Source organism: Acidovorax delafieldii, from assembly GCF_007993815.1.
GTDB lineage: Bacteria > Pseudomonadota > Gammaproteobacteria > Burkholderiales > Burkholderiaceae_C > Acidovorax > Acidovorax delafieldii.
This window is the reverse complement of sequence record NZ_VJWE01000016.1, coordinates 286016-307781: the sequence shown is the minus strand read 5'-3', so window position 1 is coordinate 307781 and position 21766 is coordinate 286016. Positions and strand designations below refer to the sequence as shown.

Here is a 21766-nt window from a genome sequence, read left to right as displayed (position 1 = left end):
GATGCGGGGCTGGTGCAGGTTCAGATCAGTGCAGGTCCGCCGCCATGGATTCGGCGCGGATCTCTTCGGTGAGGCGCGCTTTGAGGTCCATGAACTCGGGGCTGGTCTTGATCGTGTAATGGCGCGGGTGCGGCAGGTCCACCGCCAGCTCGGTCTTGATGCGGCCGGGGCGGGCGCTGAACACGGCCACGCGGTTGGCCATGAAGATGGCTTCGTCGATGTCGTGGGTGACGAAGAGCACGGTCTTGCGCTCGGCCTCCCAGATGCCCAGCAGCAGCTCTTGCATGAGCACGCGGGTCTGGTTGTCGAGCGCGCCGAAGGGCTCATCCATCAGCAGAATCTTGGGGTCGTTGGCCAGTGCGCGCGCAATGGCGGTGCGCTGCTGCATGCCGCCCGACAGCTGCTTGGGAAAGTGCTGCTCAAAGCCGCGCAGGCCGACCTTGGCGATGAAGTACGCGGCGCGTTCCTTTTGCTGTGCCTCGGGCATACCGCGTTCGCGCAGGCCAAAGCGGATGTTCTGCTCGATGGTGAGCCAGGGGAACAGCGTGTAGCTCTGGAACACCATGCCGCGGTCGGCGCCGGGGCCTTCGACGGGCACCCCATCCAGCAGCACGCGGCCGCTGGTGGCGTGGTCCAGCCCCGCCACGATGCGCAGCAGCGTGGACTTGCCGCAGCCCGAGGGGCCCAGGATGGTCACGAAGTCGTTGTCCTTCACCTCGAAATCGACCGGCTGCAGCGCCTGCGTGCGTTGGCCTTTGGCAGTCTCGAAGACACGCGAGACGGCTTGGATGGATACGCTGCTCATCGCACAAAACTCCAGGCAAACAGACGGTGGTTGAGCGCCTTGAAGGCGAAGTCGGACACCAGCCCGATGAGGCCGATGATGATGATGCCGAAGATGATCTGCCCGGTGTTGAGCAGCGACTGGCTGTCGGTGATCATGTGACCGATACCGCTGGACGAGCCGATCAGCTCGGCCACGATCACATAGGTCCAGGCCCAGCCCAGCACCAGGCGCAGGGTCTCGGCGATCTCGGGGGCTGCGCCGGGGATGAGCACGCGCGTGACGATGCCCTTGTGGCCCGCGCCCAGCGTGTAGGCGGCCTCGACCAGATCGCGCCGCGCGCCGCCCACGGTGACGGCGACCATCAGCGTGATCTGGAAGACCGAGCCGATGAAGATGACCAGGATCTTCTGCGCCTCGCCAATCCCAGCCCACAGGATCAACAGCGGGATGAAGGCCGACGCAGGCAGGTAGCGGCAGAACGAGACGAAGGGCTCAAAGAACGCCTCGATGCCCTTGTACGCGCCCATCGCAATGCCCAACGGCACGGCAATGATGGCGGCAAGGATGAAGCCGCCGACCACACGCCAGATGGTCATGCCGATGTCTTTGATGAAGCCGTACTCGGTGAACAACAGCCAGCCTTCCTTCACCATGGTGACGGGGCTGGCCAGGAAGGTGGGCGACACGAAGCCGCCCAATGTGAAGAACGCCCACACCGCCACGAACACGACGAAGAAGGCCAGCCCAAGCATCCACCGGGCGCTGCTGCTCACAGGCTCCAGCGGGGCCAGCGAGCGCCGGCGCGCGGGGGCATGTGGTCCGGCTTTTTGCTCGGGTTTTGGCTCGGTAACGGACAGGGGTTGCACGGCGGACATGGAGCGCTCTTCTTCCGTCTATTTACTTGATGAAGCTCGCGTCGAAGGTGACGGCCAGGTCTTCAGGCGCCTTGCGGATGATGCCGGCCTCCAGCAGGATGGCCGTGGCGTCCTTCATGAACGTGGTCAGCTCGCCCGCAAAGAACTTCTGGTTGGCGGCCTTGTCCTGCCAGCGCAGGAAGGACGACGACTTGGCAAACTGCTCGCCCGTCTGCTTGACCGCAGCGCCCATGATCTCGTTGGACTTGGTCGGGTCGGCCTTGATCATGTCCAGCGCCTGGAAGTAGGAGTTGGCCAATGCCTGTGCGGCCTTGCCGTTGGCCTTGAGCCAGGCGGGGTCGCAGCCCACGGTGTCCATCACCATGGGGTAGTCGAGCGTGGTGGCCAAAATTTTGCCGGCCGCAGGGTTGTCGCGCACGGTGGACAGGTAGGGCTCGTACGTCATGGCGGCATCGTTTTGCCCGGCCACGAAGGCCTGCGCGGCCGCCTGGGGCGACAGCGTGGTGGTCTTCACGTCCTTGAGGCTCATGCCGTTCTTGCTCAGCATCCAGGCCAGGCCGAAGTACGGAGCGGTGCCGGGCGCATCCACGCCGATGGTCTTGCCCTTGAGGTCAGCAAAGCCCTTGATGTCGCCGCGCACCGCAATGCCGTCGGCGCCGTAGGACTTGTCCATCTGGAAGATCTGCACGATCGGCACGCCGTTGGCGTTCCAGGCGACGTGCGTCTCGACCGTGGTGGCGGCGCACTGGATGGACTTGGAGGCCAGGGCCAGGTGGCGGTCCTTCTGCGGAATCATCTTGATCTCCACATCCAGGCCGTTCTTCTTGAAGATGCCAGCCTTGTCGGCCAGCGTGAGCGGTGCGAAACCTGTCCAGCCGGACATGCCCAGCACAATCTTGGTGTCCTGCGCCTGGGCCGGTGCGGCCAGGGCCATCATGCATGCTGCTGCCGCTGCCAGCGACGTCCATTTCACAACCGATCGAGTCATCATCTGCTCCTGTTTGAAGAAAGTACCTTGGCCCTGCCCACCGGAACGCACCTGCGTACCGGAAGCCATGATGACAGTTTCAGCATACCTGTATATACAGGGTAAACACTGAAAAATCCGACTCATGCGAGGGGGTGTCGATCTTCAGCAAGAACGGGGCCAGGGAGGATGGCGTCTTCGCTGGTGGTCCAGGGCACCAGAAAAAACTCCTGATTTGATAGCTATCAGGTCAATAAACACCTGCGCTACAGCGCAAAAAAGCCATCAATTTTCGTTGAGAAGCCGGACATGGCCGCTGGCAGGTCCACTTCCCCATTGCACCAGGCCTGTGCGCTGGCCTGGCCGCATCGGTGCGACGCCACCTGCCAGCGCAGAGGCCAACCTGTCTATGCCGCCGGCTCGCGACCTATTCCACCACCGGCAAACGCACGGTGACCGACAGGCCGGGCTCTGCATTGCGCATGTGCAATTGCCCGTCGTGCGCCTGCGCCACCAGCCGGCACAGGTACAAACCCAGACCGACGCCACCGGTGGCACGCTGGCGTGCGGTGTCCGGGCGGTAGAACGCCTGGGCCAGGTGTGGCAGGTGCTCGGGGGGCACACCGCGCCCATGATCACGCACCTCCAATTCCAGCACCCTCCCCTCATCCGCCAGCCGCAAATGCAGCTCAGGGGGAAATGCACCCGACTCACTGTGGCGCAGGCTGTTGTCCAGCAGGTTGCGCAGCAAAAGCCGCAGGCGGGACCGGTCCAGCCGCACCGAGGGCAAGTCCGGCGCCACGTGCAAGGCAATATCAGCGGCCCCGGCATGGCGGGAGCACAGGTCGGCCACCACTTCGCGCGCCAGTTCGGTGACATCGGTGGGCTCGCGGTGCAGCGCCGCATGGCGGCCCGCCAGGCGCTCGCTTTCCAGCAGGTCGGTGATGAGGCCCGCCATTTCACCCAGGTCGCGCATGAGCGCCAGGCGCTGCGGTTGCACATCGGTCGTTTCGGGCAGCAGCTCCGTGTTCAGGCGGGCCCGCGTGAGCGGGCTGCGCAGCTCATGGCTCATCGCCAACAACAGTGCACGCTTGGCCTCCAGCATCTGGTGGATGTCATCCCCCATGGTGTTGATGGTCTCGGCCAGCTGGCCCAGCTCGTCCGGCCGGTGGGCATGCCGCACCGGTATGGGCTGGGCAAAGTTGCCGTTGCCAAAGCGCTGCGCGCCCTGGCGGATGTCGTCCAGCGGACGCAACAGATGCCGCACATATACATAGGCCAGCGCCGTGAGCAGCAGCAGCACGGTCAGCGTGCCCCACGCAATGCGCGGGCGCTTGTCCCAGGACAGCGCATTGAGGCCGAACTCGATATGGTGCCCATCTGCCGTCGTGCGGCGTAGCAGGCTGTGCCCGTTCTCGTCCCCGGTCCAGCGGTCTTCCTGGCGGACCTTGTCGCTCACCCAGTCGGGGTTCTGCTGATCGGGGTGCGATGCCCAGTGGATCTGCGGCCCGTCGATGCGCAAGGTCAGTGGCAGGCGATTGGCAATCGCCTGCGCGCGCTCAATGCTCGGTGGGCTGCCAATCTCGGCGGCAAGGCGGTCCACATAATCCATCAGCAGCGGCCGCGCAGCCTCGCGCCAGCCTACGGACACGGCCTTTTGCACCCCGCCCATGAACGTGACCGCCACAGTCACGGCCAGTGCCATGAACACCAGCACCAGCCGAATGCGCAGCGAATGCCCTACCGCGTGGCGCGCCCGGCGGTGCCAGGGGCAGTTCGGGTCGTGAATGGGAGAACAAATCTGCTTCATGGGGCAGCGCGGCGCAAAGCCAGGGAGTAGCCCACGTTGCGCAATGTCTTGATGCAGTCCAGCGGCTCCAGCTTCTTGCGCAACCGGCTCACTACGATGTCCACCGCGCGGGTGTACAGCTCGGCCTCATGACCACGCAGCTGGTTCAGGATGTCGTCGCGGCTGAAGACCTTGCCGGGCTCGCGCGCCAGCAGGTGCAACAGGTCGAACTCCGTGCCGGTCAGCTCCACAACCACACCATGGCGCTGCACACTGCGGCGCGCTGCGTCGATGGACAGGCCCTCGAACTCCAGCGCGCCCACGGCAACGCCTTGCCCCGGCGCCCTGCGCCGGCGCAACACCGTCTGCAGGCGCGCCACCAGTTCACGTGGCTCAAAGGGCTTGGGCAGATAGTCGTCAGCCCCCAGCTCCAGCCCCACCACCCGGTCCATCACCTCGCCGCGCGCGGTCAGCATCACGATGGGCAGGTCACCCTGCTTGCGGATGGTGCGGCACAGCTCAAACCCGTCCATCTCGGGCAGCATCACGTCGAGGATGGCAGCGTCAAACCCGCCGGCCGTCAGCTGTGCCAAGCCGTCGCTGGGCCGAAGTGCATGAACGAGTTCCAGTTCAAAACGCTGGAAGTAAGTGGCCAGGGGAGCGCCCAACTGCGCGTCGTCGTCAATCAACAATATGCGGTGCATGAGCAATTCTCACACCGTCAGGCGCGCTCCCCAAGGGCGGTATCGACAGAAGCGCCAGCCGCACACAATGCGCGGTGTCGCACGATGAGTCGCCGCAAACGGCCCTGCGCACCGGCATGGAGCGCATCAAAATGGTCGGCAGCCGCCAGCAGGGCAGGCAGCGTGTGGGCCGCCACCGAGGGCTGGCGAGCGACCAGGCCCATCGCATGCTCGCGGTCAAAGCGCGGCCCCCAGACCAGCGACATCAGCTCATCGTGAGGCTCCGGCATGCCCGACAGCAGCGCGGGCCCGTGCACACGAACGCCCTGGGCGAGGCGGTGGATAGGTTCCAGCGTGGGTGACATGCAATGCTCCCCGCCCATCACCCGCGGGCCATCCAGCCCTTGCGACGCTGCATCAGCTCGCGCACTTTTTGCTGCTGGTCAGGGTTCAGGCTGTCATAGAAGTCGGCCATCGCATTGACCACCGCGGGACTGTGGGCCTGCACCGCACGCGTCTTGTCTTCGAGCAGGGACTGCGCCCGCACCCGATCAAACTTGTCGCCCGCCACAATGGCCTGCACCTCGGCTCGGGGGTCTGCCGTCTTGCCGACGAACGCTGCGCGCTGGGCTTCCAGTTGATCGGCCAAGGCATTGAGCTTGGTCTTTTGTACCTCGTTCAGATCCAGCTTGCTGCTCACCCGGTCCACCATCTTGCCGCGCACTTCCGCCATCTTTTCCGCAGTCATCGGGCCGCGCTGGTGGTGCCCGCTGGAGCAGGCCGTCAGCCCACCCACCGCGATGGACGCACCAAAAATGCCCATCAGCGTTTTCTTGATCCAGGGTTTCATGATGCTGTCCTTTCAAAGACGGTATGGAACATGACCCTGATGGTGCGCGCAGCGGCTTGGAACGTGGTCTCGAGCCAGTTTCGGTTTATTTCATTTTGTTTCTTGGGCGGTGTTGGCGAAGCACGTTGACAGGTGGTTGACTGCGCGAACGGCAGCGTGTTAGCCGATTTTTTCAGGGGTTTACAACGCGAAGCCGGGGATACACAGCCACTGCGGATTGCCGTTGAGGGACATGGTTCAAAGACGTCACGCCTCAGAGCCAGAAGGTGCATCGAATCGTTCGGTAAGGGCGAACGGAAGCAACTATCCTTGCGCAGCAGTACAAAATCAGTGGGAAAAGAAAAACCCCCAACCGTTACCGGTTGGGGGTTTATGTTTGGTGGAGCTGGCGGGAATTGAACCCGCGTCCGCAAGCCTTCGTCAGGCAGATCTACATGTTTAGCGGTCTGATTTGGATCTCGCTACCCATGTCGCGCAGTCGCACGCTACATGGGCCGCCAGCACCCTATTTTCTCGCCTCCACCCAAGGTACCCGGATGGAAGCCAGCCCATGTAATTATCCTTGCAGCCGGGAGGCACTGATTGCTCAGAACCCCCTTGCCCAGCCCATCGGCCAACTGTTGCAAGGCTCACTGGCAATTAAGCAGCGAGTGCGAAACGTTCGTCGTTTGCAGTTAGTTTGTTAAATCGAGATTTACGAGCGTGACTCAAGCTCGACATGCACCACACTGATCCCGAACCCACGTCGAAACCAGGACAGCCCCTAGGCTTCTTATTTTAGGCGTTCGCGAGCAATTGCAAGAGCTCGCTGGGAGATTTAATTGCGGCGTGCGCGCCCCACTCTGCAGGGTCGGTCCTGGCGCCCAAATAGCCGTAGATGGCGGCCACTGTACCCATGCCTGCCGCCAGACCTGCCACGATGTCACGCTCGTCATCACCCACATAAATGCACTGCTCCGGCGGCACACACAACCGCGCAGCCGCTTCCAGCAGGGGCGCTGGATGGGGCTTGGCGTGTGGCGTGGTGTCGCCACTGACCACTGCCGAAGCGGTGGCAAACAGCGGAATGGCCTGGGTCAGGGGTTCGGTAAAGCGGGCAGCCTTGTTGGTGACCACACCCCACGTCATGTTACGTTCGAGAATCTGGCGAACCAATTCAGGCACACCTTCAAAAATGGTGGTCTGCTCGGTCATGCGAGTTTCATAGTTCACGAAAAACTCTTCGCGCATGACGGCAAAGTCTGGGTGATCTGGCCCCATGCCAAAGGCTTCTGCCAGCATGCCGCGGGCGCCTGCTCCCGCCATCGGGCGATATCGGGCCGGGGGCAGCGAAGGCAGACCTCGGTCGGTGCGCATTTTGTCTGCGGCCGCCCCCAAGTCTGGTGCGCTGTCGATCAGAGTCCCATCCAAATCAAAAAGGACTGCGCGAATGCCATGAAAAACGGTAGCCATATCAGTCCAGGCGACGCGCGGCAAACAGGTAGTTGACGCTGGTGTTGGCGCTGAGCCAATAGCGACGCGTGAGGGGGTTGTATTCCAGGCCCTTGGTGTGCAGAACATCCAAGCCCGCACTGCGGCAATGCCCTGCAAGCTCGCTGGGGCGGATCATCTTGGCGTATTCGTGGGTGCCGCGCGGCAGCATGTTAAGCACGTATTCCGCGCCCACAATGGCCAGCATAAACGCCTTGGCGTTGCGATTGATGGTGGAGAAGAAGACCCAGCCCCCGGGTTTGACCAAGGTGGCGCACGCGCGGACCACCGAGGCGGGATCCGGAACATGCTCCAGCATTTCCATGCAGGTCACCACATCAAAACCAGCAGGTTGCTCCAAGGCCATCGCTTCAGCGCTGATCTCACGGTACTGCACGTTTTGGGTTCCAGCCTCCAGAGCATGCAACTGCGCCACGCGCAACGCCTTGGTTGCCAGGTCAATACCCAGCACATCTGCCCCCTTGCGCGCCATGGAGTCGGCCAGAATGCCCCCGCCACAGCCCACATCTAGCACACGCTTGCCGGTCAAGGCGCTCAGCCCATGAATCCAGTCAAGCCGCAGCGGGTTGATCTGGTGCAAGGGACGAAATTCACTGTCAGGGTCCCACCATCGGTGGGCCAATTCGGAAAACTTGGCCAGTTCGGCCGGATCTGCATTGACGGTTTCGATCATGTCGCTGATTGTCCATGAAGGGAGAGCGCGAAAAGCCCCAGACGCAAAAAAGCCCCGCAAGCGGGGCTTTTTTGTGAAGCAATCCGAAGATTACTGAGCGGCGCGGGTGCCAACCACTTCGATTTCCACGCGACGGTTCTTCGCACGGCCTTCGGCGGTCTTGTTGTCAGCCACGGGTTGCTTTTCGCCCTTGCCTTCGGTGTACACGCGGTTCTTTTCGATGCCCTTGGACACCAAGTAAGCCTTCACGGCTTCAGAACGACGCACCGACAGCTTTTGGTTGTAAGCATCAGAGCCGACGGAGTCAGTGTGACCCACAGCAATGATCACTTCCAGATTGATGCCCTTGACCTTGGAAACTAGGTCGTCCAGCTTGGCCTTGCCTTCTGGCTTGAGCACCGACTTGTCGAAGTCGAAGAAGGCGTCAGCAGCGTAGGTCACCTTGGTGGCGACTGCAGGAGCTGGTGCGGGAGCGGGTGCAGGGGCGGCAGCGGGTGCTGGAGCAGCAGCAGGAGCTGGTGCAGCGGCAGGAGCGGGAGCAGCGATTGCGCCGTCGCAGCCAGGAGCTGCCGTAGCAGGCGTCCAGTTGGCATCGCGCCAGCAGTATTCGTTGGTACCGTTCTTCCAGACCAGTTGGCCAGAAGCATCGCGCCAGTTGTCAACGGTTTGTGCGCCAGCGGCGGTTGCGAGCGCTGCAGAGGCAAACAACATCGCCACTTTGTTCAGTTTCTTCATGGTTCTCCTCTTGGGGAAAAAGCCGCAGCCGCGCTGCGAATCAGGACGCCTGGGGTGACCACCACCCTAAGCGTTCAAACGATTGTGCCATACGTAACAGGGCAAAAGCTGCGCGCGCTGGTCGGGGCCCGTAGGACAAAACCTGAATTGCTTCGATATGTTGCGCCGTCGCTACACGGTCTTACGCCTAAAATGACTCTCCTTTGCCGCCCCCGCCGTCCCAATGACCCAGTTTGCCAAAGAAACCCTGCCGATCAGCCTCGAAGAAGAGATGCGGCGCAGTTACCTCGATTACGCGATGAGCGTGATTGTGGGTCGTGCACTGCCCGACGCGCGTGACGGCTTGAAGCCTGTACACCGTCGCGTTCTTTTCGCCATGCACGAGCTCAATAACGACTGGAACCGGCCTTATAAAAAGTCGGCTCGTATCGTGGGCGACGTGATCGGTAAATACCACCCGCACGGGGACTCTGCGGTGTACGACACCATTGTGCGGATGGCGCAGGACTTCTCGTTGCGCCACATGCTGGTGGATGGACAAGGTAATTTCGGATCCGTGGACGGCGACAACGCTGCGGCCATGCGATACACCGAAATCCGCCTGGCCAAAATCGCCCATGAAATGCTGGGAGATATTGACAAGGAAACTGTCGATTTCGGCCCCAACTACGACGGCAGCGAGAAAGAACCGCTGGTATTGCCCAGCAAGCTGCCCAACTTGCTGGTGAATGGATCGGCAGGTATTGCGGTGGGTATGGCCACCAACATTCCGCCACATAACCTCAACGAAGTGGTCGATGCGTGTCTGCACATGCTGCGCAATCCCGAGACGACCATCGATGAGTTGATGGAAATCATCCCGGCCCCAGACTTCCCCACCGCCGGCATCATCTACGGCATCAACGGCGTGAAGGATGGCTACCGCACCGGACGCGGCAAGGTGGTGATGCGTGCCAAGTGCCACTTTGAGGACATCGACCGCGGCCAGCGCCAGGCGATCATCGTGGACGAGCTGCCCTACCAGGTCAACAAGAAGACGCTGCAGGAGCGTATGGCCGAGCTGGTGCACGAAAAGAAGATCGAAGGCATCAGCCACATCCAGGACGAGTCGGACAAATCCGGCATGCGCCTGGTGATCGAACTCAAGCGCGGTGAAGTGCCCGAGGTGGTGCTCAACAACCTGTACAAGCAGACGCAGCTGCAGGACACGTTCGGCATGAACATGGTGGCGCTGATTGACGGCCAGCCCCGCCTGTGCAACCTGAAGGATCTGATCAGCGTCTTTCTGCAGCACCGCCGCGAAGTGGTGACTCGCCGCACGGTGTTCGAGCTGCGCAAGGCACGCGACCGTGGCCATGTGCTGGAAGGCTTGGCCGTGGCCTTGGCCAACATCGACGACTTCATCGCCATCATTCGCAACGCGCCCACGCCGCCTGTGGCCAAGGCCGAGCTGATGGCCCGCCCCTGGGACAGCAAGCTGGTGCGCGAAATGCTCACACGCACGCGTGCTGACGGTGGTGTGATCAACGCCGACGACTATCGCCCCGACGGCCTGGAAAAGGAATTCGGCATGGGCCAGGACGGCCTGTACCGGTTGTCGGAAACGCAGGCCCAGGAAATCCTGCAGATGCGCCTGCAACGCCTCACGGGCCTGGAGCAGGACAAGATCGTCGCCGAGTACAAGGAAGTCATGGCGGTCATCGAGGATCTGCTGGACATCCTGGCCAAGCCTGAGCGCGTGTCGGTCATCATCGGCGACGAACTCACCTCCATCAAGCAGGAGTTCGGCCAGCACAAGCTGGGCGCACGTCGCTCCATCGTTGAATACAGCGCACAGGATCTCTCCACCGAAGACCTGATCACACCCACCGACATGGTGGTGACGCTGTCCCACACCGGCTACATCAAGAGCCAGCCCCTGTCCGAATACCGTGCCCAAAAGCGTGGCGGACGCGGAAAGCAGGCGACCGCGACAAAGGAAGACGACTGGATCGACCAGCTCTTCATCGCCAACACACACGACTACATCCTGTGCTTCTCCAACCGTGGCCGCCTCTATTGGCTCAAGGTGTGGGAAGTGCCGGCAGGCTCGCGCGGCTCGCGTGGACGCCCCATCGTCAACATGTTCCCGCTGCAGGACGGCGAAAAGATCAACGTGGTACTGCCGCTCACCGGCGACATGCGCAGCTTCCCTGCGGACCGCTACGTGTTCATGGCCACCAGCATGGGCACCGTGAAGAAGACGGCACTGGACGAGTTCAGCAACCCGCGCAAGGGCGGCATCATTGCCGTGAACCTGGATGACGGCGACTACCTGATCGGTGCCGCCCTCACCGATGGCAAGCATGACGTGATGTTGTTCAGCGACGGTGGCAAGGCCGTGCGCTTCGACGAAAACGATGTGCGCCCACTGGGCCGTGCGGCGCGTGGCGTGCGCGGCATGATGCTGGAAGACGGTCAGAGCGTGATCGCCATGCTGGTCGCCGAAGACGAAACGCAGAGTGTGTTGACTGCTACAGAAAACGGCTATGGCAAGCGCACCAGCATCACTGAATACACCCGCCATGGCCGTGGCACCAAGGGCATGATCGCCATCCAGCAGAGCGAGCGCAACGGCAAGGTCGTTGCCGCCACGCTGGTGCACGCGGATGACGAGATCATGCTGATCACCGACAAGGGCGTGCTGGTACGCACCCGCGTGAGCGAGATCCGCGAACTGGGTCGTGCCACGCAGGGCGTGACGTTGATCGCACTGGACGAAGGCTCCAAGCTCAGTGGCTTGCAGCGCATCGTTGAGAACGACGCCAATGTGACGGATGCAGAAGCTGATGGGGATGCAAGCCCGGACAGTGGCACTTCCTCCGCACCTGAAGCCCCCGACGCCTGACCACTGCAGGGCGTGAAGACGCTCCGCCAACGCTATCAAAAGCGAAGCATCAGGCGCTTATTGAATAAGCGCCTGATGCATTTTTAGCCCCTAACATGACACGCCCTTACAACTTCTCCGCAGGCCCCGCCGCCATCCCCTCCGAAGTCCTGCAACAAGCCGCTGCCGAGATGCTGGACTGGCACGGCAGCGGCATGGGCGTGATGGAAATGAGCCACCGCGGCAAGGAGTTTCTGTCCATCTACGAAAAGGCGGAAGCCGACCTGCGCGAACTGCTGGCCGTGCCGTCGCATTTCAAGATCCTCTTCATGCAAGGTGGTGGCTTGGCCGAAAACGCCATCGTTCCGCTCAACCTGTCGCGTGCCGGCGTGGTCGATTTTGTGGTGACCGGCAGCTGGAGCCAGAAGTCGCAAAAGGAAGCACGCAAATATGCGTCCGAAGTCAACATCGTCGCCACGGGCGAAGAGACGGGCTATACCACCGTGCCGGACCCAGCTTCGTGGACGGTGAGTCGGGGCGCGAGCTACCTGCACCTGTGCAGCAACGAAACCATCCACGGTACCGAGTTCCACCAGCTGCCCGACCTCAAGGCGCTGGGCAGCGATGCGCCGCTGGTGATCGATTTCTCCTCGCACGTGGCCTCGCGGCCCGTGGACTGGAGCCGCGTGGGTCTTGCCTTTGGCGGAGCGCAAAAGAACCTGGGGCCCGCAGGCCTCACGCTGGTGATCGTGCGCGACGACCTGCTGGGCCATGCCCTGCCCGCCTGCCCCAGCGCCTTCGACTACAAAATCGTGGCCGACAACCAGTCCATGTACAACACGCCGCCCACCTGGGGCATCTACGTCGCCGGGCTGACCTTCCAGTGGCTCAAGCGCCAGACCGAAGGCAGCCTGACTGGCGTGGCCGCCATGGAGCAGCGCAACATTGCCAAGGCCACGCTGCTGTACAACGCCATCGACCAATCGCAGCTGTACGTCAACAAGGTGGCGGCCAACTGCCGCTCGCGCATGAACGTCCCGTTCTTCCTGCGTGACGAAAGCCGTAACGACGCCTTCCTGGCCGGTGCCAAGGAGCGCGGGCTGCTGCAGCTCAAAGGCCACAAGTCCGTGGGAGGCATGCGCGCCAGCATCTACAACGCCATGCCATTGGCGGGCGTGCAGGCGCTGGTGGACTACATGCGAGAATTTGAGCAAAAGCACGCCTGAGCGCGCACCCCACACGACAGCAACAGAAAACGGCTCCCAGAGCACGCACCGCTACCCCACCGTCCATGAACAATCCGCAAGCCTCACCCGACCTCGCCAGCCTGCGCGTGCAGATCGACAGCATCGACCAGCAACTGCTCACGCTGCTGAACCAGAGGGCGCTGGTGGCTGAACAGGTGGGTGAAGTCAAGAAACGTGAGGGCACGCCCTTCTTCCGCCCCGACCGTGTGGCGCAGGTCATCGACAAGATCACCAACGCCAACCCGGGCCCGCTCAAGGGTGCGCACGTGGCGGCGATCTGGCGCGAGATCATGTCTGCCTGCCTGGCCCTCGAATCACCCCAGCGTGTGGCCGTGCTGGGCCCCGAGGGCACGTTCTGCGAGCAGGCCGCGATTGAATTCTTCGGCGGTGCCGCCGACCTGATGTACTGCGCCAACTTCGACGAGGTGTTCCACGCCACGGCGGCGGGCAGTGCCCAATATGGCGTGGTGGGCGTAGAGAACTCCACCGAGGGCGTGGTCACCCGCTCTCTGGACCTGTTCCTGCACACCCCTACGCATGTGGTGGGCGAGGTCAGCCTGCTGGTGCGCCACAACCTGCTGCGCACCAGCAACTCGCTCGATGGCATCGAAGTGGTGCTGGCCCATCCGCAAGCACTCGCACAGTGCCAGGCGTGGTTGTCCAAGCACCTGCCGCATGCCGAGCGCCGCCCGGTGTCCAGCAATGCCGAAGGCGCGCGACTGGCCACCACCAACCCGGCCTGGGCAGCACTCTCCAGCGAGCGTGCGGCCACCCAGTTTGGCTTGCACATCGTCTCCCACGCCATCCAGGACGACGCCTACAACCGTACCCGCTTCGCCATCATCTGCCTGCCCCACACGCTGCAGACGCCGCCTCCTTCGGGCAAGGATTGCACCAGCCTCGTGGTGTCGGTGCCCAACCGCCCCGGCGCCGTGCACGACCTGCTGGTGCCACTCAAGACGCACGGCGTGTCCATGACGCGCTTTGAGTCGCGCCCTGCCCGCACGGGCCAGTGGGAGTACTACTTCTACATCGATCTCGACGGCCACCCCGCCCAGCCCCACGTGGCACGGGCGCTGGAAGAACTGCGCAGCCTGTGTGCGTTCTACAAGGTCCTGGGCACCTATCCCGTGTCATCCTGAGGAGCAGCCGCCATGTTTGAACAATTGGGACTGATCGGCTGTGGGCTCATGGGAGGCTCATTCTCCCTGGCCATGAAGAAGGCCGGGTTGGTCAAACGCGTGGTGGGCTACAGCAAGTCGCCCTCCACCACCGACCGCGCCCGCCAGCTGGGCGTGATCGACGTCGAGGCGCCTTCCGCGCTACTGGCCGTGGCGGGCGCAGACATTGTGCTGGTGGCAGTCCCCGTGGCAGCCACCGAGGCCACCCTCAAGGCCATCAAGCACCTTGTCACCCCCCAGATGCTCATCATGGACGTGGGATCGACCAAGTCCGATGTGGTGCAGGCCGCACAGCGTTCGCTGCGGGACCAGGTGGGCTCCTTCGTGCCCGCACACCCCATCACGGGGCGCGAGGTGTCGGGCGTGGAACACGCCGAGGCCGACCTCTACAGCGGGCGCCAGGTGATCCTGACCCCCACCGAGCGCACCCTGACGGCCCAGCTGCAGGACGCCGAAAAGATCTGGACTGCGCTGGGCTGCCGCGTGACCAGCATGTCGCCGGAGTCGCACGACGCGGCCTTTGCCGCCGTCAGCCACCTGCCCCATTTGCTCGCGTTTGCCATGATGAACAGCATCACGGGCCAGACGCACGGTGACGACTTTCTGTCCCTCGCAGGCCCCGGGTTCCGCGACTTCACCCGCATTGCCGCCAGCGACCCCAAGGTGTGGCGCGACATCCTGCTGTCCAACCGGGACGAGCTGATTGCCCAGTCCAAGCTGTTCCAGCAGGCCCTGCGCAACATCGAGCAGGCCATGGAAAAAGGCAATGCCCAGGCGCTTGAAGACATGCTGACCCTGGCCAGCGAAACCCGTGCGCATTGGCGCATGGGCGCGAAGAGAAAGTAACCCCCTGAGCCGCCTGCGGCGCCTTCCCCCAAGGGGGACGCACCCGGTGGCCTGGCAAAGCCAGCTCCACGGGTGCCCTCGCCTGGGACGCGCCAGTTTTTGAGGCCCCGGCTGAAAGATATCGATCGATGTACAGCACCGCATTCCTTGATCTGCCCCCTCTGCAAGCCGCTGCAGGCGAAGTCCACCTGCCGGGCTCCAAGAGCATCTCTAACCGGGTGCTGCTGCTGGCCGCGCTGAGCAACGGCACCACCACCGTGCACGACCTGCTGGCGTCCGACGACACGCGCGTGATGCTGGACGCTCTGCGCCAGATCGGGTGCACAGTGGATAAAGCGGGCAGCACGGTGCGCATCACCGGCCTGGGTGGCCGCCTGCCCCAGTCTCCCGCCAAGCTGTTCCTGGGCAATGCGGGCACGGCCATGCGCCCACTCACGGCAGCGCTGGCACTGCTTGGCGGCGAGTTCGAACTGTCGGGCGTGCCGCGCATGCACGAGCGCCCGATTGGCGACCTGATTGATGCCCTGCGCCAGCTAGGCTGCCAGATCGACTACCTGGGCAACGACGGCTACCCACCGCTCAAGATCGCCCACGGCCAGGGTGTGCCTGCGCTGGCGCTGGCCGCGCCCATCCGCGTGCGCGGCGATGTGTCCAGCCAGTTCCTCACAGCCCTGCTCATGGCACTGCCGCTGGCGGCTGGCACGCAGGCCATCGTGATCGAGGTGGTGGGCGAGCTGATCTCCAAACCCTACATCGCCATCACGCTGCAGTTGCTGGCGCGGTTTGGCATCGTGGTCGAGCACCAGAACTGGCAGCGCTTCACCATCGCGGCGGGTAGCCGCTACCAGTCGCCCGGCAGTATTCATGTGGAGGCAGACGCCTCATCCGCTAGCTATTTCATAGCGCTTGGAGCAATAGCGACTAGCGCTACTGGCCAAAAAGATACCAAATCCGGCATCAAGATACAAGGCGTGGGCCTCGACTCGATCCAGGGCGATATTCGCTTTGTCGAAGCGGCCCGGGCCATGGGCGCGGTGATCACCGGGGGCCCCAACTGGCTGCAGATCGAACGCGGCGCCTGGCCCCTCAAGGCCATTGACCTGGACTGCAACCACATCCCTGATGCGGCCATGACGCTGGCCGTGATGGCCCTGTATGCCGAGGGCACGACCACGCTGACCAACATCGCCAGCTGGCGCGTGAAGGAAACCGACCGCATCGCCGCCATGGCCACCGAGCTGCGCAAGCTCGGCGCCACGGTGGAGGAAGGTGCGGACTACATCCGCGTGACGCCTCCCGCCCAGTCCGCTGACTGGAAAGCCGCCAGCATCCACACCTACGACGACCACCGCGTGGCCATGTGCTTCTCGCTGGCCGCCTTCAATCCGGCGCGTCTGCCGGTGCGCATCGAAGACCCCAAGTGCGTAGCCAAGACGTTCCCGGACTATTTCGAGGCGCTGTTCTCGGTCGCCCAGGTCGAAACCTCTCACATCCCGGTGATCTGTATTGACGGCCCGACAGCCTCGGGCAAGGGCACGGTGGCGGCGGCGGTGGCGCAACGGCTGGGCTATCGCTTTTTGGATTCCGGCGCGATGTACCGCATCACCGCCCTCGCCGCGCTGCGGGCGGGTTTCGCCATCGATGCGGACCACGAAGCTCGTATCGCCACCCTGGCCCAAACTCTGCCGGTGCGGTTTGAGGGCGGCAAGGTGTGGCTGGGCAGCGACGACGTGACCGAGGCCATCCGCACCGAAGAAGCCGGTATGAACGCGTCCCGTGTGTCCGCTCTGCCTGCCGTGCGCACGGCGCTGGTGGACCTGCAACACAGCTTCCAGCGCCTGCCGGGGCTGGTGGCCGATGGCCGCGACATGGGCACCGTGATCTTCCCCGAGGCCCCCTTGAAGGTGTATCTCACTGCCAGCGCCGCCTGCCGCGCAGAACGCCGTTATAAGCAGTTGATTTCTAAGGGTTTTTCGGCTAGTATCGAAGACCTTCGCGCAGATTTGGAGGCGCGCGACGCCCGGGACAGTTCCCGTAGCGTTGCACCCTTGAAGCCCGCGCAAGACGCTCTGGTCCTGGACAACTCCGATTTGACGATTGAACAAGCCGTCGAAAAGGTTTTGGCCTGGTGGCAGGAGCGCCAGCCCTTCGCAGCTTCTGCGCAGCGCTGACAACGTGGAGCCCTCGGGCTCCAGGCAGTGCCGAAAGGCCTTGCCACAGGCCCACGCAGCCCCCATCGCGCGTCAGCGCACAGGTTGTGTGGATCGATAACCTAACCCGCGGCTCTGCCGCAAAAAACCACCGCAAGCAGCTATAAAAACGGTAGCAATGGTGCTGCCGGAATCCTGTTTGTGGCAAGGAAACACATGTCCGAATCTTTTGCCGCCCTTTTTGAAGAATCCTTGCAGCGCACGGAAATGCGCCCAGGCGAAGTCATCACCGCTGAAGTCGTGCGCGTTGAGCACAACTTCGTGGTTGTGAACGCTGGCCTCAAGTCCGAAGCCTACGTGCCGCTGGAAGAGTTCAAGAACGACAAGGGCGAAGTCGAAGTCCAAGTGGGTGACTTCGTGTCGGTGGCCATTGGCTCCATCGAAAACGGCTACGGCGACACCATCCTGTCGCGCGACACCGCCAAGCGTCTGGCTTCCTGGATGAGCCTGGAAAAGGCCCTGGAATCCGGCGAATTCGTCACTGGCACGACCAGCGGCAAGGTCAAGGGCGGCCTGACCGTTCTGGTCAACGGCATCCGCGCATTCCTGCCCGGTTCGCTGATCGATACCCGTCCGATCAAGGATCTGACGCCGTACGAAAACAAGACCATGGAATTCAAGGTCATCAAGCTGGACCGCAAGCGCAACAACGTGGTGCTGAGCCGCCGCGCTGTGGTGGAAGCCTCCATGGGCGAAGAGCGCGCCAAGCTGATGGAAACCCTGAAGGAAGGCTCCATCGTTCAAGGCGTGGTCAAGAACATCACCGAATACGGTGCGTTCGTGGACCTGGGCGGCATCGACGGCCTGCTGCACATCACCGACATGGCATGGCGCCGCGTGCGTCACCCCTCCGAAGTGGTGACCGCTGGCCAGGAAATCACTGCCAAGATCCTGAAGTTCGACACCGAAAAGAACCGTGTCTCGCTGGGTCTGAAGCAAATGGGCGACGACCCATGGATGGGCGTGAACCGCCGCTACCCCCAAGGTACGCGTCTGTTCGGCAAGATCACGAACATTGCCGACTACGGCGCATTCGTGGAACTCGAACCCGGCATCGAAGGCCTGGTGCACGTGTCTGAAATGGACTGGACCAACAAGAACATCGCTCCCGCCAAGCTGGTTTCGCTGGGCGACGAAGTCGAAGTCATGGTTCTGGAAATCGACGAAGACAAGCGCCGTATCAGCCTGGGCATGAAGCAGTGCAAGGCCAACCCATGGCAAGAATTCGCACAGGACACGAAGCGCGGCGACCGCGTCAAGGGTCCGATCAAGTCGATCACCGACTTCGGCGTGTTCGTGGGCCTGGCTGCCGGCATCGACGGCCTGGTGCACCTGTCTGACCTGTCGTGGAACGAACCCGGCGAAGCCGCTGTCCGCAACTACAAGAAGGGCCAGGAAGTGGAAGCGATCGTGCTGGCCGTGGACGTGGACCGCGAACGCATCTCGCTGGGCATCAAGCAGCTCGACGGCGACCCATTCACGACCTTCGTGACCGTGAACGACAAGGGCCAGACGGTGACCGGCAAGGTCAAGACCGTGGACGCCCGTGGCGCTGAAATCGACCTCGGCGAAGACATCGCGGGCTACCTGCGCGCTTCGGAAATCTCCCGCGACCGCGTGGAAGATGCCCGCAACGTGCTCAAGGAAGGCGACGAAGTCACGGCCGTGGTGGTGAACGTGGATCGCAAGACCCGCAACATCCAGCTGTCGATCAAGCAAAAGGACATGGCTGACGAACAAGGCGCCATGGCCAACCTGAGCCAGCAATCGAGCCGCGAAAGCGCCGGCACGACCAGCCTGGGCGCCCTGCTGCGCGCCAAGCTGGACAACTCGGAAAAGTAAAGCGCTGACCCGTTAAACGGTCAGACAGCGGGCGCCTCGGCGCCCGCTCTTTTTTCAGCCAAGACTGCCTATGTCCCAAGATTCCATGACCCGCTCAGACCTCGTCGAAGAACTGGCCGCCCGTTTCGGCCAGCTCACCCACCGCGATGCCGAATACGCCGTCAAGACCATTCTGGACGCCGTGGGCGAGGCCCTGGTGCGCGGGCACCGCATCGAGATCCGGGGCTTTGGCAGCTTCTCGGTCAACCACCGCCCTCCCCGCATGGGCCGCAATCCACGCAGCGGCGAGGCCGTGGCCATTCCCGAAAAGCGTGTGCCCCATTTCAAGCCGGGCAAGGCCCTGCGCGAAGCCGTCGACAAACGCACGGCCGAAATGGAAGAAAAGGCACCGCCCGCAACGGGCACGCTGGGCAACTGATATCAGATTGATAGCAGCAAGCGCATGATTCACTAGCGCCTGCTGCCGTTTTGGCTTGTATTGACCTGAGAGAAGGCATACACAGGCCCCCTGCGCCAAGCTCTTAGAATCGCCCCACCACTGGGGAGACCGATGAAATACCTCCTGTGGCTGCTCAAGGCAGCCATTTTTTTTACGCTCTTCGCCTTCGCGCTGAACAACCAGCAGGATGCGACCGTGCATTTCTTCTTTGGCACGCAATGGCGCGCGCCGCTGGTGCTGGTGGTGCTGACCGCATTTGCCGCAGGTCTGGTCGTTGGGGCCTTGGGCATGGTGCCGCGCTGGTGGCGCCACCGCAACGCTGCACGCCGCGCCCAGGCAGCAGTCGTGGTGGCACCAACGCCCGTAACGGCCCCCGCCGCCAGCGCCACCCCGGCAGCGCCCCCACCACCTCCTGACCTGCCTTCGATCCATGGAATTTGACCTGAGCTGGATACTGCTGGGCCTGCCCCTGGCGTTTGTGCTAGGCTGGCTGGCGTCGCGTTTTGACCTGCGCCAGCTGCGCGCCGAAAACCGCCGCGCCCCAAAGGCGTACTTCAAGGGTCTGAACTTCCTGCTCAACGAGCAGCAGGACCAAGCCATCGACGCCTTCATCGAGGCCGTGCAGAACGACCCCGACACCTCCGAGCTGCACTTCGCCCTGGGCAACCTGTTTCGCCGCCGGGGCGAATACGACCGTGCCGTGCGTGTGCACGAGCACCTGCTCTCGCGCGGAGACCTGAGCCGTACTGACCGCGAACGCGCCCAGCATGCGCTGGCGCTCGACTTCCTCAAGGCCGGGCTGCTCGACCGCGCCGAAGATGCGCTGCAGCGCCTGGAGGGCACCCCGTTCGAGGCCCAGGCCCGCCTGGCGCTGCTGGCCATCTACGAACGTTCGCGCGACTGGCCCCATGCCGCCACCATTGCCCGCAAGATGCACGATGCCGATCAGGGCGACTTCAGCACCCGGCAAGCCCACTACCTGTGCGAGCAGGCGCTGGCGCTGAGCGCGCAAGGCGACCTGCCGGGCGCTCAGGCCCTGCTGGACCAGGCCGTGGCCGCGGCTCCCGAGGCCGCGCGCGCGCGCATTGAACTGGCGCGCCTGCAACGCCTGATGGGTCAGCCGGCTGCCGTGCTGTCCACACTCAAGGCGCTGGGCGAGCGCAACCCCGCAGCGCTGCCCCTGGCCGCCCCGCTGATGGTCGAGGCTGCCACCGCTACCGGCCGCACCCAGGAAGTGCATGCCCTTTTGCAGGCGCACTATGCGCAAGCGCCTTCGCTGGACGTGCTGGAAAGCATCGTGGCCATGGAAGCCGCCGACGAGGCCACCCGCCCATCCGCCCGCCAGCGTTATGTGGAACACCTGGACAAGGAGCGCTCCCTGGTCGCTGCTGCCAAATGGCTGGCCACCGAAAAGCTGGAACACGAAGAATTCCACCCCCAGGTTCAACGTGCCCTGGACCATGCCGTCAAGCCCCTGACCCGCTACCGCTGCGCGGCCTGTGGCTTCGAGGCGCGCCAGCATTTCTGGCAATGCCCCGGCTGCCAGACCTGGGACAGCTACCCCGCACGCCGGGTCGAAGAACTCTGACCCAAGCCTTCATCCCCAACGCTGTACGACCCTTGCCATGCTGAAGAAACTGCTGACCCTGCTGGTTGCCACGCTGCTCGCCACCGCCACCTGGGCCGCCGTGGATGTGAACACCGCCACCGAGGCCGAACTGGACGGCATCAAGGGCATCGGGCCCGGCCTGTCGGGCCGCATCCTCCAGGAGCGCCAGAGTGCCCCCTTCAAGGACTGGGCCGACTTCATCGGCCGTGTGGGCGGCGTGGGCAACAAGAGTGCCGTCAACTTCTCCAAAGAGGGCCTCACCGTCAACGGCAAGAAGTACAGTGCAGCAGCCGCCGCCAAGGCAGAAGCCAAATCCGGCAAAAAGCACAGCAGCTCCCAGGCAGCAGACCGCAAGGCCCGTGGCAGCGCTGACAAGGAGGCCGCAACGGCAACCACGCCAGCCACACCACCCGCCACTGCGACTGCGGCACCGGCCACGCCAGCACCCGCCCCAGCAACCGGCGCTAGCAAAAACTAAGCACGCTTCACAAGCAGCAAGCCCGCTCCAGCGGGCTTGCTTTTTTGCGGCAGGGCATGCGCGACAGCAAGGGGCGGGCAGGGTTTTTAGGCGCTGCCCCCAGGGCGTGTCCCCCTTCAATTCCCCCACGCGAAAGCCATCCAGACCGTGCAGTGCCAGGCGCCCTGAGCGCCGTGTAGCTTGGCTACACAAGCGAAG

20 protein-coding genes and 1 other RNA gene are annotated in these 21766 nt (G+C 63.3%); 10 read left to right on the top strand and 11 right to left on the bottom strand.

Annotated elements, in window-relative coordinates; genetic code table 11:
* Positions 1–25: 25 nt before the first annotated feature.
* The 11 genes from ATF69_RS19130 to ompA all read right to left on the bottom strand — a co-directional run bounded on the left by ATF69_RS19130 (position 26) and on the right by ompA (position 8850).
* Positions 26–805, bottom strand: coding sequence for an ABC transporter ATP-binding protein (locus ATF69_RS19130; RefSeq protein ID WP_056063613.1), 780 nt, complete (start codon positions 803–805; stop codon positions 26–28).
* Positions 802–1662 (bottom strand): ABC transporter permease, encoded by an 861-nt coding sequence (locus ATF69_RS19125; RefSeq protein ID WP_146871949.1) that lies wholly within the window; start codon positions 1660–1662, stop codon positions 802–804. The genes ATF69_RS19130 and ATF69_RS19125 overlap by 4 nt, the downstream gene beginning before the upstream one ends.
* A gap of 22 nt (positions 1663–1684) precedes the next feature.
* A complete protein-coding gene (locus tag ATF69_RS19120; RefSeq protein WP_099732135.1) occupies positions 1685–2650 on the bottom strand; it encodes an ABC transporter substrate-binding protein in 966 nt (321 codons plus the stop codon).
* Positions 2651–3056: 406 nt separating this feature from the next.
* A complete protein-coding gene (locus tag ATF69_RS19115) occupies positions 3057–4439 on the bottom strand; it encodes a sensor histidine kinase (RefSeq protein WP_116750050.1) in 1383 nt (460 codons plus the stop codon).
* Entirely contained in the window at positions 4436–5122 is a 687-nt protein-coding gene (locus ATF69_RS19110) for a response regulator transcription factor (RefSeq protein ID WP_056063622.1), read from the bottom strand. The genes ATF69_RS19115 and ATF69_RS19110 overlap by 4 nt, the downstream gene beginning before the upstream one ends.
* Positions 5123–5139: 17 nt before the next feature.
* The gene (locus tag ATF69_RS19105) at positions 5140–5466 is read right to left on the bottom strand and encodes a hypothetical protein (protein ID WP_056065068.1); all 327 of its coding nucleotides are present in this window, start codon (positions 5464–5466) and stop codon (positions 5140–5142) included.
* Between the two features lie 17 nt (positions 5467–5483).
* Positions 5484–5951: a Spy/CpxP family protein refolding chaperone gene (locus tag ATF69_RS19100; protein ID WP_056746325.1), complete on the bottom strand. Its 468-nt coding sequence runs from the start codon at positions 5949–5951 to the stop codon at positions 5484–5486.
* A gap of 377 nt (positions 5952–6328) precedes the next feature.
* Positions 6329–6715, bottom strand: a transfer-messenger RNA (tmRNA) gene (gene ssrA / locus ATF69_RS19095).
* A gap of 13 nt (positions 6716–6728) precedes the next feature.
* On the bottom strand, positions 6729–7403 hold the full coding sequence (locus ATF69_RS19090; protein WP_146871995.1) for an HAD family hydrolase: 675 nt from the start codon (positions 7401–7403) through the stop codon (positions 6729–6731).
* A 1-nt stretch (position 7404) separates the two neighbouring features.
* The gene (ubiG, locus tag ATF69_RS19085; protein ID WP_146871948.1) at positions 7405–8115 is read right to left on the bottom strand and encodes a bifunctional 2-polyprenyl-6-hydroxyphenol methylase/3-demethylubiquinol 3-O-methyltransferase UbiG; all 711 of its coding nucleotides are present in this window, start codon (positions 8113–8115) and stop codon (positions 7405–7407) included.
* Positions 8116–8205: 90 nt separating this feature from the next.
* Complete coding sequence (ompA, locus tag ATF69_RS19080; RefSeq protein ID WP_015014428.1) at positions 8206–8850, bottom strand: outer membrane protein OmpA; 645 nt, start codon at positions 8848–8850, stop codon at positions 8206–8208.
* A gap of 223 nt (positions 8851–9073) precedes the next feature.
* On the opposite strand from ompA, the gene gyrA reads away from it, so the two are divergent.
* The 10 genes from gyrA (at position 9074) to ATF69_RS19030 (ending at position 21568) form a co-directional block, all read left to right on the top strand.
* Positions 9074–11737, top strand: coding sequence for a DNA gyrase subunit A (gene gyrA, locus ATF69_RS19075; RefSeq protein WP_121942730.1), 2664 nt, complete (start codon positions 9074–9076; stop codon positions 11735–11737).
* Positions 11738–11832: 95 nt separating this feature from the next.
* The gene (gene serC, locus ATF69_RS19070) at positions 11833–12942 is read left to right on the top strand and encodes a 3-phosphoserine/phosphohydroxythreonine transaminase (protein WP_146871947.1); all 1110 of its coding nucleotides are present in this window, start codon (positions 11833–11835) and stop codon (positions 12940–12942) included.
* A gap of 65 nt (positions 12943–13007) precedes the next feature.
* Entirely contained in the window at positions 13008–14105 is a 1098-nt protein-coding gene (gene pheA / locus ATF69_RS19065) for a prephenate dehydratase (protein ID WP_056063641.1), read from the top strand.
* Between the two features lie 12 nt (positions 14106–14117).
* Entirely contained in the window at positions 14118–14990 is an 873-nt protein-coding gene (locus ATF69_RS19060) for a prephenate dehydrogenase (RefSeq protein WP_146871946.1), read from the top strand.
* Between the two features lie 128 nt (positions 14991–15118).
* Positions 15119–17161 carry a bifunctional 3-phosphoshikimate 1-carboxyvinyltransferase/cytidylate kinase gene (locus tag ATF69_RS19055; protein WP_146871945.1) on the top strand — a complete coding sequence of 681 codons (2043 nt, stop codon included), beginning with the start codon at positions 15119–15121 and terminating at the stop codon, positions 17159–17161.
* 195 nt (positions 17162–17356) lie between these two features.
* A complete protein-coding gene (gene rpsA, locus ATF69_RS19050) occupies positions 17357–19042 on the top strand; it encodes a 30S ribosomal protein S1 (RefSeq protein WP_146871944.1) in 1686 nt (561 codons plus the stop codon).
* 85 nt (positions 19043–19127) lie between these two features.
* Positions 19128–19460, top strand: coding sequence for an integration host factor subunit beta (locus tag ATF69_RS19045; protein WP_056065071.1), 333 nt, complete (start codon positions 19128–19130; stop codon positions 19458–19460).
* Between the two features lie 132 nt (positions 19461–19592).
* Entirely contained in the window at positions 19593–19922 is a 330-nt protein-coding gene (locus ATF69_RS19040; protein WP_056063651.1) for a LapA family protein, read from the top strand.
* A complete protein-coding gene (lapB, locus tag ATF69_RS19035; protein ID WP_056746358.1) occupies positions 19912–21069 on the top strand; it encodes a lipopolysaccharide assembly protein LapB in 1158 nt (385 codons plus the stop codon). Before ATF69_RS19040 ends, lapB begins: the two co-directional genes overlap by 11 nt.
* Before the next feature lie 37 nt (positions 21070–21106).
* Positions 21107–21568 (top strand): ComEA family DNA-binding protein, encoded by a 462-nt coding sequence (locus ATF69_RS19030; RefSeq protein ID WP_146871943.1) that lies wholly within the window; start codon positions 21107–21109, stop codon positions 21566–21568.
* Positions 21569–21766: the final 198 nt, after the last annotated feature.